The following is a 10,274-nucleotide window of genomic DNA, read 5'->3' on the forward strand; positions in this document are numbered from 1 at the left end:
AGTAGGTGAACAACTTGGGATTTACCATAAGAGAATTCGTTGAAATATTCAGATTAATACTCGGATACATACTTGGAATACAGTTTGGTTATGGAGTACTTATCCTTTTACTTGGAAGAATAATGATTAATTATTTCGCAGTTACTATTGAAGAAAACCCAAGCAATTTAATACAGAAAGTTATTAATATATTTATGATATCGACGATTGGATCTGGTTATTACATTTACAAAAAAGTAGTACATTACAACTGGTTCTTAAGAAAAATCTTCTTTGCAATTGCACTCTTTGTTCAAGGGGTTTTATCTATTGTAATTTATCAAATTATATATAGATCGATGAAAGCAGTATTCTTATAACACTAAGCAGATTCAATTTAATATGTTACAGCTTGAGCATTTGATTAATAAATATGGAGCAAAAAATGGGATTTACAATGAATGAGTTTATAGAAATTATCAGAATTTTATTATTCTATATATTAGGTATACAAGTTATGTATGGGGTCACTATTCTATTACTCGAAAGAACTATGGTGAATTTTTACTTATCTACCCTTGTCCAAAACCCTAGTAATATAATTCATAAAGCAATGAATTTTTCTATGAAAATAACGATCGGTTCTGGTTATTATTGGTATTCAAAATTCGCAAAATATAATTGGTTCCTAAGAAAAATCTACCTATTATCAGCTTTGATAATTCAAATCATATTATCTATCATTGTGTATCAAGTTATCTACCGATCTTTAAAAGCCATCTTTTTATGAAAAATTGGAGGTATTTAAATGAACCACCTACTAACCTGCACAACAGAAGAGCTAGCCCTTATGGTTAGTGCGATTGGCCATCATAATGTTGCTAAAGGGATAGCGGAGTCGGCTATCGGTGAAAAGTCTGAGAAAGAATGGATTGCTATTTTAGAAGCAACTAGTAAACAACTAATTTTAAAGCAAATGTGGGACGAAGAACGAGAGTCAAAAGGAGAAAATCCTCTTACAAAAGAAACAACTGATTTTCTTACGAAGTACGTCACTTCTAAACGGATAATTCGTTGTTCAAACGCTCCACAAAAAGTTGTTTTAATGCTCCACCATTATGAAGGAGACGAATGGCTCTCCCATATTATTGATCGGGATATCATTCATGAGTTTTCTTTGATCTCTTCTGAAGAGATTTCAGATCATATGAAAGCATTTTACGGCATTACATACGAAAACTATGAAAAAGTAGAGCCGTTTTCTCTTAGCGATCGATCATTTGATCTGTTAAGTAATCCTACCAAAATAGATAAAGTAAGAAAGAAATCTAAATTCACACCATCAGAAGTAACTAGTTTTAACCATTTCATAGAGGACCTTAAACAATTCGACTGGACTCTTTTCAACATCTCCAACTTTAACATCGTGACACCTGAAGAAGAAATTTATCTAGAAAATATCATTTTTTTCCTCCCTTCATCAAAAGGTGTTTGGATTAGTGAATATATAGAAGACCCTAAGAAACCCGTTTATATTTATTTGGCTGATCAAGAACAGTGGGAAAACACTCTCAAAGATATAGGAGCGTACGCCTCTTATCAAATGCAAAACAGCTGACCAATTGTTGAAACCAAGGTTCAAATTCTCTAAGTTATTACCTAGAATGTGAACCCCCCATAGTTTTTAAACACTTCAACTTTTTAACTGTAGTCAATAAAAGCATTTAAGAGGAGTCGCTCCATGTTTAGAATCCCACCTCACAAGAAAACAAGAAATCTTCCAGACTATATGCAAGAGCACCTCCAACCGATCCATCCAGAAGACACTCGAAAAATGGTTTCCATGTTTTGTTTTTTACTACTCGATGGTTCACTCATATTTCTACTAGTCCCCTACAATGAAACGATTGCTTACAGCCTGATTCCCTTTATAGGTTGCATAAATTTATGGGCTATTCGATTAATCATCAAAAATCCATTTAAAACCCAATTGGAAACGCTCCTATTCATGATTTGTAATTTTGTTATGACAGCCATTACTTATTTTATCCTAACAGTAAGGCTAGCTTATGTTTACGCAGAAATAACGAACATGTGGGTATACATCACGTTTAGTATTGGCATTATATTTTGCATTCTTAAACTACTTCGATATCAAGTCATCAAGTATTCTAAACTAGATTATAAGTTGAAAGAACATGAGAAATGGTATAATAGCGGTACAGTAACTTTTGGGGCAGTGTTAATTTGGCAAGGAGGTACTTTCTTTTTAGCAGTAACCTCATTCCAAAGACTTGCCAGTATATTTGAACTGGGTGTTTTATTAATATTAATGGTTGTGTCTTTTTGTTATTTTTCTGTAAAATATATACATAAATATTGTTTTATCAAGCATAACATCGATTATTTTAACTACTCAGTTCCGTCTGATAAAAGCAAACGAGTGAGATACAAAAAACAAGGTTTTCAACATAAGTAAAAAACTCTGCGGGTTTACCTTTTCAGAGTTTTTTTACTTGCCAGCGATTCTGAAAAAAAAGAATTTTCAAACAAAATAACTCGTTCTCCCCCCTTTGTATTATAATGGTATTACCAATAAAAACTTTGGTATTACCAGAACAGAGGTGAACCTACATAATGATCGAACGATCCTCCGAAAAGATCACAAAACAGCTTATTCGTTCTATTTTAGAAAAAGAATGGCGCACAAATGACCCGCTCCCTCCTGAACGAGAACTCGCTACTCACTACCAAGTTGGCAGACCTACCATTCGCGAAGCGCTACAACGCTTGGAGCGTGATGGATGGGTTACGATTCGGAAGGGTGCACCAGCCCTTGTGAATGATTATTGGAAGCGCGGGAATTTAATGACCATCGTAAACATTCTTCAGCACCACGATGACATTCCTGATGAGTTTATCGTTTACATGCTTGAGCTTCGGATTACGTTAACACCGGCTTACGTCCGAGATGCTCTCCTTCATCACAGACTTCAAATGATTTCACTTTTTATCCCTCTTCAAGAGCTACCAGACGACCCGAAATCATATGCTGAGTTTGACTGGAAGCTTCAAAAAAACGTTGCTGAGCTCTCCCCTAACCCGGTTTTTCTTCTCATCTTGAATAGTTTCGAAAACATCTATGGCAAAATGGCGGAGAAATACTTTCTAGAACCCTCTCATCGAAAAGCATCCAAAAAGTACTATGACCAGTTTCTTGAAGCGACGTTAAAAGGAGATCTCCATCGCGCTGAAACGCTAACGAAACAGATGATGGTAACCAGTTTAGAGCTTTGGAAAATAAAAATGAACGGGGGCGTGTAGTATGAAACAATTGTACCGTGACTTCTTCTTCCATCCGGATATCTTACTCATGTTTGGTGTGTTTCTGATCGTAGTTGGCTTTCTACTGACGATGACGCTCTCTCCAATCGTCCTTCTCTTCATTCTTATTGGAATTGTCACTTACATGTTTAGTGAGTACCTTACCCACCGCTTTTTATTTCATATTAAAACTCCTCAGAACCCCTATCTATTAAAGTTGATTAAACGACTGCATTATGACCATCACAAAGTGCCGAATGATTTAAAGCTTTTATTTCTGCCATTTTGGTATAGCTTTCCGAACCTGTTTCTCCTTTGCTTCATTTTCTACTGGCTTTCAGGATCTCTACTTCACACACTTGCGTTTAGTACAGGATTGCTCGCCATGTTCTTTTTCTATGAGTGGAAACACTATATTGCTCATCGCCCCTTTAAACCGAGAACAAAGTTCGGGCAGTGGCTGAAAAAAACGCATATCCTGCATCATTATAAAAATGAAAACTATTGGTACGGGGTTTCCACACCATTTGTTGATGTTCTTTTCGGCACGTTAAAAAAGGAAAAAGATGTGCAGATGAGCCAAACAGCAAAGGATTTGGAGCAGCGAAAATACACATCCACATAAATACAAAAAGCTGACGTCATGTCAGCTTTTTTGGTGGAGCTATTTCTGGCGCAACGTTTGACCGCATGTATGTAAGTCATGAGTGATCTGCTGAAGAATCTGTTCTCCCTCAAGACTACCTGCTGTCGTTTGTTGAAGCTTTCTCTGGCACTCTCTTGCAATTTGCTCCGCTCGGATTAATTCCTGCTCAAACCGTTGAACTAACGCCAGATCACCTCGCTGCCTTGCATCGAGCAGCTGCTGACGAATGGTTTCAATATCTCCGCATGCCTGATGAGCTTCTCGTAATACTTGCTGGTTTATCTCGTTCATAGGATCAACTCCTTATTTCAACCATCTTTCCCTTATTATTGATCAAAACAGGAGAATTATGTAAAAAAGACAAATGTCCACGAAGGGGGTCAGGTACGTACCTGACCCCTTTCATTCGCTAAGAACGCCATCACTTCTTCTTCCCTCGTTGAATAAAACACCGCATCATCCAAATGAAACAACGCTTCATGTTTCGTTTCTTCATACACTTGATGAGGAATGTTGCGATAAAGAATTTTCAACATCGTTCTTTTCTTTAGCTCACGAAGGTTTTGGAGTACACGCTCGCGATTTACTTTAATCACAGCAAACCCCTCTTGCTGAATCTCCTGTTGTGGAAAACGTTCCTCTAGCTTACGTCTTCCGTCTTCGTCTATTTCAATTAGCTGAACTTCTTCAGCCCCCTCTTCCGTAAAACTTCCCGCGAGCTCAATAAAACGCTCCTCATCCATATCAACATCATTAAAAATGATCACCGTAAAAGCATCGCCTTCATACTCAGGAATCCGAAGATGTTTTGGCAATCCAAAACAGGCATCTCGCTTTTCAAGAACCGATACGTGCTTTCTAAGAAAGCGATACCGATGAAAAAAGGTGGTCAGATAGGATGTCACTACAGTGAACAAGCTTAACAACGTTAGAACAATAAAATGACGAATCGGGGCCTCTCCCATAATTAGAATTCCAACATGCCCCAGTATGTATAAAGTCGCTAGCCCACCAATCACAATTTTTAACTTGCGATTTGCCCTTGTATTTTTGGTCTGATCGTACGCTTTTCCATACAACAAATTCCGATTTAACAAATGAAAACATCCCGTCAGAAGGAGAAGCAATAATCCATTACCGATTAATAGGTAAATCCGTTCATTTCCCGAAACGTACTGAGAGACAACCTGTAAGTGAACGAAAACAAAAAGAATCGTCGTAATGACACCTAATACACCAAGATACAGATAATAGCCAGATTCATACTCATATGGGTCTAAAAATAATTGAAACGCCCAGAAGTTCAGAATCCCCACAATACTAAACAACGTTAACATCACGACCAGTGAGCCATCATTAGTTAATAATGGAATGAAACCAAAGAGATCTAAAAATACTAACGTGATCGCTACTGTGCTCCACCGGATGAAGCGATGGGATTTTAATCGCAAATAAGAAAAAACGAGGTCATCTTGATTTTGATAGACATTCACTTTCTTCCCTCCAATCTTCTTCCAACTTTACTAGTTTACCAGATTATTGAATGGAATGTAGTTAGTCCCGAGTTCGCAAGTGCCTGTCACCACCCGGTTTTTGTTAGGATTTGTCGAATGGAAACTGACTTCATCCCATTCCTTTCCCCCTTCCCATTATTTGCTATAATCAACATAGATAACGAAGCAAAGTGTGGTGACTAGAATGTTTAAAATACTATTAATTGAAGATGATGCAACACTATTTCAGGAAATGAAGGAGCGACTGGAGCAGTGGTCTTATGAGGTTTATGGGATTCATGATTTTAGTCAGGTAATGCAGGAATTCTCTACGGTCAAACCTGACCTTACCATTATCGATATTCAACTCCCGAAGTTTGACGGCTTTCACTGGTGCCGAATGATTCGTGATCATTCAAATGTTCCGATTATCTTTCTCTCTTCACGGGATCATCCGACTGATATGGTGATGTCGATGAACCTTGGGGCAGATGATTTTATCCAAAAGCCTTTCCACTTTGAAGTGCTTGTTGCCAAAATCCAGGCGATTTTAAGGCGCGTTTACAATTATAATACGGATACAAATACGCTCAAAACCTGGCAGGGTACCACGATTGATGCTGAGCGAAACCGCCTCACATTGGATGATCATGCCCTTGACTTAACGAAGAATGAGATGATCATTCTTCTGATGCTTATCGAACGAAAGAACAAAATCGTCACACGGGATGAACTAATCAATCGACTCTGGGACGATCAGCGTTTTGTAAGTGACAATACCCTTACCGTTAACGTCAATCGCCTTCGAAAAAAACTAGCAGATATTGAACTCGGAGATGCCATCCAAACGAAAATAGGTCAGGGCTATATGGCTCTGGAAACGCAATGATATTGCGATTTTTGAAAGAACGACGTAGTTGGATACTATTTATCCTTTTCATGGAAGCGTGCTTTCTTCTGATTACATATGTTGATGTGACCATTCCACTTACATCCGTTCTATATGCCGTTTTTCTAACCCTTCTCTTCTTCCTTCTTTTTCTACTCGTACGATACGGAAAAGAAGCAACGTTTTACAAGGAGCTAGAAGAACGCGAAACGAACTTTGATATCACAAGCATTCCGCAGGGCACAAGTCCATTTGAAAAAGTGGTTGAGCAAGTGACATCCGAACAGATTGAACAGCTTAAAGATGAATCAAGTCAGATGAAGTACCAGCTTGAAGTCGAAAAAGACGATCTCATCACGTGGATCCACGAAGTAAAAACACCTCTTACGGCACTTCATTTGCTTATTGATCGCGTACAGGACCGTGAGCTAAACGAGCAGCTTACGTACGAATGGCTTCGGATTCACTTTCTACTTGATCAGCAGCTTCACCAAAAACGTATGCCAGCGATTGAAAACGACCTGTATATTGAAAAAGTTAATCTTGAAAAAATTCTCGTCGATGAAATCACTCCCTTACGTACCTGGTGCAAACAGCGGGGCGTTGGTTTTGACCTTGATTTGACCGTAACAGAGCTACTAAGTGACGCCAAGTGGCTCGCATTTATCCTGCGCCAATTGCTAACAAACGCTGTAAAATACAGCGAAAACAGTGACATCATGATCGAAAGCAATATGCATGGCAATCAGCCTGTCCTTCTCATCAAGGATCATGGTCGTGGAATCCTGCCACGTGATCTATCTCGCATTTTCGAGAAAGGCTTTACGTCAACGGCGAACCATCAGGATTCAGCTGCAACAGGAATGGGGCTTTATCTGACAAGAAAAATCGCAGCGCATTTAAAAGTATCCATCGATGTCACCTCAGAACCAGGAAACGGATCTACTTTTACCCTCTCCTTTCCAGAACGAAATGATTTTGACCAAATCCGAGGCATGTGACAACAATGTCACACGCCTCCTCTTATTGTTCGGCAAATCGAAGGAAAAGCGGAATGTCCCTCTTTATACTAAACTTATCAGCAACTCATTGGAGGGAATGGAATGACAAACGTACTTGAAGCAAGCAAAATTCAAAAAAGCTATGGCAATAAGTTTATGAAGCAAGACGTGCTAATGGGGATCGACGTTTCGATTGAACGTGGTGAATTCATTAGCATTATGGGCGCATCAGGCTCTGGAAAAACGACACTACTGAACGTCCTTTCTTCTATCGATCGCGTCAGTGGTGGCTCGATAAAGATTGAAGGACAGGAAATGACAAAGCAAAAAGAAAAGCAGCTCGCGGAATTTCGAAAGCGTCATCTTGGGTTCATTTTTCAAGAGTATAATCTACTCGATACGTTAACCGTGAAGGAAAATGTGCTGCTTCCCCTTTCCATAGCGAAGGTATCGAAAAAAGAGGCTACCGTTGCATTTGACACGCTCGCCGATGAACTTGGCATTCGTGACATCCAGGACAAATACCCTAATGAAATTTCAGGAGGGCAAAAGCAGCGTACTTCAGCCGCACGGGCCTTTGTGCATAATCCAAGCATTATCTTTGCAGACGAGCCTACTGGCGCTCTCGACTCAAAGTCAGCATCGGATCTTTTGAATAAGCTGAGCGATCTGAATCAGACACGGGAAGCAACAATTGCCATGGTAACCCACGACCCTGTCGCAGCGAGCTATAGCAGTCGCGTCATTTTTATCCGAGACGGCCGGATTTACTCCCAACTCAATAAAGGGACGGAATCACGCCAGTCGTTTTTAAAAGACATTATGAAAACACAGGGCGTGCTTGGTGGTGTGCAGTATGAGCATTAATCACATGATTCTAAAGAACTTAAAGAAGAACCTGAAGAACTATTACCTGTATGTCTTTGCTCTTGTCTTTAGTGTCGGGCTCTATTTTTCCTTCGTCACACTTCAATATGACCCAGGTGTCGACAACATGGAAACCTCGGCTAAGATGGCCGCTGCTATCAAAGCTGCGTCCGTTATGCTTGTGGTGATCGTTACTGTTTTTCTCGTCTACGCGAACAGCATTTTCATTAAAAGACGCGGAAAAGAAATTGGACTGTTTCAATTAATCGGCATGACAAAAGGACGCATCTTTCGCATCTTAACGATAGAAAATTTGCTAATTTATATAGGATCGATGATCATTGGGATCTTCGTCGGCTTTTCCTTTTCCAAATTGATTCAAATGGTTCTCTTTAAAGCGACGGGGATTGATGGCGTCGCAAGTCTTAACTTTTCCAGTGAAGCTTTCATGCAGACCGTTATCGTTTTCTTCGCCATTTTCGGTGTGATTATGCTAACAAATTGGATCTTTATTAAAGCACAAAGCATTCTCTCTCTTTTCCGGGTCACATCGAAAACAGAAGATCGAATAAAAGGAATTTCCATCCGGGAAATCATTATGGGCGTGCTTGGACTCGTACTAATCATTGCGGGCTATTACGTATCCAGCAAAATGTTTGATGGGGATTTTTCAGAAATGACTGAGCTTTTGATCGTAATGGTATTCATTCTAGGAAGCGTCATTCTTGGGACGTACCTTTTCTACAAGGGATCAATTCGTTTTGTTGCCAACCTGCTTCGAAAACGAAAAGAAGGCTACTTGAACATTAACGACGTCCTTTCCCTCTCGTCGATTATGTTTCGTATGAAATCAAATTCGCTTCTCCTAACAATCATTACAACGGTATCCGCATTAGCCATTGCCCTCTCGTCGCTGAGCTACATTTCATATTACTCAGCAGAAAAGACGGCAAAGCAAAACATACCCGATCACTTTTCACTCTCTGAAGAACAGAATGCCACTTTGTTTGAAGAAGAGCTAAAGGCAAAAGGCTATGAATTCACGACAAAGGAGCTGGACGTTCTTCAAGTAACGGTGTTAACGAAAGACATTCTGGAGAAGCAGCCGTCCAGCACGGCATTTGATGCCAGTGAAATGATTCTACCAGTCATTAGTGATGAGAACCTAACTGACTTTGATGTTTCACCGAAAGAAGCGGTTTTTACAGGCTTTAGTAAAATCCTTGATACCGTTATAAGCTTTGAAAACGGCGGAATCATTCAACTAAAAGGAAAGAAAAACGTGACCGCGCAGAATTATTTAGGTATGAAGCAAGACTATATCCTTCCTTACACATACTCAGATGGCGGGCTGCCTACGGTTGTAGTGGATAAAACTACCTTTGCCGCTCTTCAAAAAGACATGGATGAGGAGATTCAGGATGAGCCGTTCACCTATATCGGGTTTAATCTTCAAAATGATGCAGAGCTAGAGGAAGCAACCGACTTATTTCAGTCACTGTCCTTCGAGGATGACCAAGGGAAAAGCTCGCAGTACGAAGCCTTCGTTCAACAAAAGGAAAATATGGGGCTTATCATGTTTATCGTCGGATTCCTCGGCCTTACCTTCCTGATTACATCTGGCTGCATTCTCTACTTTAAACAGATGAATGAAGGAGAAGAAGAACGTCCAAATTATACCGTTCTTAGAAAGCTTGGTTTCACGCAAAGTGACCTTTCTCGGGGCATTCGCGGCAAACAGATGGTGAACTTTGGCATCCCACTTGTCGTTGGCATTCTACACGGTTACTTCGCCATTCGTTCCGGCTGGTTCTTCTTCGGAACCGAACTCTATACCCCCATGCTGATCGTGATGGGAATCTATACGTTGCTTTACTCCATCTTTGGCGCACTATCCGTCGTTTACTACAAAAAAGTCATTCGAGAAGCGTTATAAAGAAAAAGCGGGCGGTGCCAGTGGTCAAGCCCCCTAAATATGGACACAGGCAAAATCCGAAATTCTAACTCGCTTTTTTATAGTCTTTATAGAAAGCTGACGGTGAAGCGAATCCAAGTTTTTGTTGGATTCGCTTTGT

Annotated in this window: 11 protein-coding genes; 9 read left to right on the forward strand and 2 right to left on the reverse strand. The window is 39.9% G+C overall.

Annotated elements, in window-relative coordinates:
• Nucleotides 1-14: 14 nt before the first annotated feature.
• The 5 genes from LCL91_RS21540 to LCL91_RS21560 all read left to right on the forward strand — a co-directional run bounded on the left by LCL91_RS21540 (nucleotide 15) and on the right by LCL91_RS21560 (nucleotide 3,928).
• Nucleotides 15-359, forward strand: coding sequence for a hypothetical protein (locus tag LCL91_RS21540; RefSeq protein ID WP_224885493.1), 345 nt, complete (start codon nucleotides 15-17; stop codon nucleotides 357-359).
• 428 nt (nucleotides 360-787) lie between these two features.
• A complete protein-coding gene (locus LCL91_RS21545; RefSeq protein WP_224885495.1) occupies nucleotides 788-1,597 on the forward strand; it encodes a hypothetical protein in 810 nt (269 codons plus the stop codon).
• Between the two features lie 123 nt (nucleotides 1,598-1,720).
• A complete protein-coding gene (locus LCL91_RS21550; RefSeq protein WP_224885497.1) occupies nucleotides 1,721-2,458 on the forward strand; it encodes a hypothetical protein in 738 nt (245 codons plus the stop codon).
• Nucleotides 2,459-2,616: 158 nt separating this feature from the next.
• The gene (locus LCL91_RS21555) at nucleotides 2,617-3,303 is read left to right on the forward strand and encodes a GntR family transcriptional regulator (protein WP_224885505.1); all 687 of its coding nucleotides are present in this window, start codon (nucleotides 2,617-2,619) and stop codon (nucleotides 3,301-3,303) included.
• A gap of 1 nt (nucleotide 3,304) precedes the next feature.
• Nucleotides 3,305-3,928: a sterol desaturase family protein gene (locus LCL91_RS21560; protein ID WP_224885507.1), complete on the forward strand. Its 624-nt coding sequence runs from the start codon at nucleotides 3,305-3,307 to the stop codon at nucleotides 3,926-3,928.
• Nucleotides 3,929-3,967: 39 nt separating this feature from the next.
• On the opposite strand, the gene LCL91_RS21565 is transcribed toward LCL91_RS21560, so the two are convergent.
• Both LCL91_RS21565 and LCL91_RS21570 read right to left on the reverse strand, forming a co-directional pair.
• On the reverse strand, nucleotides 3,968-4,240 hold the full coding sequence (locus tag LCL91_RS21565) for a hypothetical protein (protein ID WP_224885509.1): 273 nt from the start codon (nucleotides 4,238-4,240) through the stop codon (nucleotides 3,968-3,970).
• Between the two features lie 89 nt (nucleotides 4,241-4,329).
• A complete protein-coding gene (locus LCL91_RS21570) occupies nucleotides 4,330-5,442 on the reverse strand; it encodes a hypothetical protein (protein WP_224885511.1) in 1,113 nt (370 codons plus the stop codon).
• Nucleotides 5,443-5,647: 205 nt separating this feature from the next.
• On the opposite strand from LCL91_RS21570, the gene LCL91_RS21575 reads away from it, so the two are divergent.
• The 4 genes from LCL91_RS21575 to LCL91_RS21590 all read left to right on the forward strand — a co-directional run bounded on the left by LCL91_RS21575 (nucleotide 5,648) and on the right by LCL91_RS21590 (nucleotide 10,135).
• On the forward strand, nucleotides 5,648-6,331 hold the full coding sequence (locus tag LCL91_RS21575) for a response regulator transcription factor (protein WP_224885513.1): 684 nt from the start codon (nucleotides 5,648-5,650) through the stop codon (nucleotides 6,329-6,331).
• Nucleotides 6,328-7,332: a sensor histidine kinase gene (locus tag LCL91_RS21580; protein WP_224885515.1), complete on the forward strand. Its 1,005-nt coding sequence runs from the start codon at nucleotides 6,328-6,330 to the stop codon at nucleotides 7,330-7,332. The genes LCL91_RS21575 and LCL91_RS21580 overlap by 4 nt, the downstream gene beginning before the upstream one ends.
• A gap of 102 nt (nucleotides 7,333-7,434) precedes the next feature.
• Nucleotides 7,435-8,199 (forward strand): ABC transporter ATP-binding protein, encoded by a 765-nt coding sequence (locus tag LCL91_RS21585; protein WP_224885517.1) that lies wholly within the window; start codon nucleotides 7,435-7,437, stop codon nucleotides 8,197-8,199.
• A complete protein-coding gene (locus LCL91_RS21590) occupies nucleotides 8,189-10,135 on the forward strand; it encodes an ABC transporter permease (RefSeq protein ID WP_224885519.1) in 1,947 nt (648 codons plus the stop codon). The genes LCL91_RS21585 and LCL91_RS21590 overlap by 11 nt, the downstream gene beginning before the upstream one ends.
• Nucleotides 10,136-10,274 lie beyond the last annotated feature (139 nt).

The sequence above is a fragment of the Guptibacillus hwajinpoensis genome, from assembly GCF_020171785.1.
Lineage (GTDB): Bacteria > Bacillota > Bacilli > Bacillales > Guptibacillaceae > Guptibacillus > Guptibacillus sedimenti.

Coding starts and splice junctions, on each gene's coding strand:
- LCL91_RS21560 (WP_224885507.1), top strand. CDS start 3,305: ATGAAACAATTGTACCGTGACTTCTTCTTCCATCCGGATATCTTACTC.
- LCL91_RS21555 (WP_224885505.1), top strand. CDS start 2,617: ATGATCGAACGATCCTCCGAAAAGATCACAAAACAGCTTATTCGTTCT.
- LCL91_RS21575 (WP_224885513.1), top strand. CDS start 5,648: ATGTTTAAAATACTATTAATTGAAGATGATGCAACACTATTTCAGGAA.
- LCL91_RS21590 (WP_224885519.1), top strand. CDS start 8,189: ATGAGCATTAATCACATGATTCTAAAGAACTTAAAGAAGAACCTGAAG.
- LCL91_RS21550 (WP_224885497.1), top strand. CDS start 1,721: ATGTTTAGAATCCCACCTCACAAGAAAACAAGAAATCTTCCAGACTAT.
- LCL91_RS21580 (WP_224885515.1), top strand. CDS start 6,328: ATGATATTGCGATTTTTGAAAGAACGACGTAGTTGGATACTATTTATC.
- LCL91_RS21565 (WP_224885509.1), bottom strand. CDS start 4,240: ATGAACGAGATAAACCAGCAAGTATTACGAGAAGCTCATCAGGCATGC.
- LCL91_RS21585 (WP_224885517.1), top strand. CDS start 7,435: ATGACAAACGTACTTGAAGCAAGCAAAATTCAAAAAAGCTATGGCAAT.
- LCL91_RS21545 (WP_224885495.1), top strand. CDS start 788: ATGAACCACCTACTAACCTGCACAACAGAAGAGCTAGCCCTTATGGTT.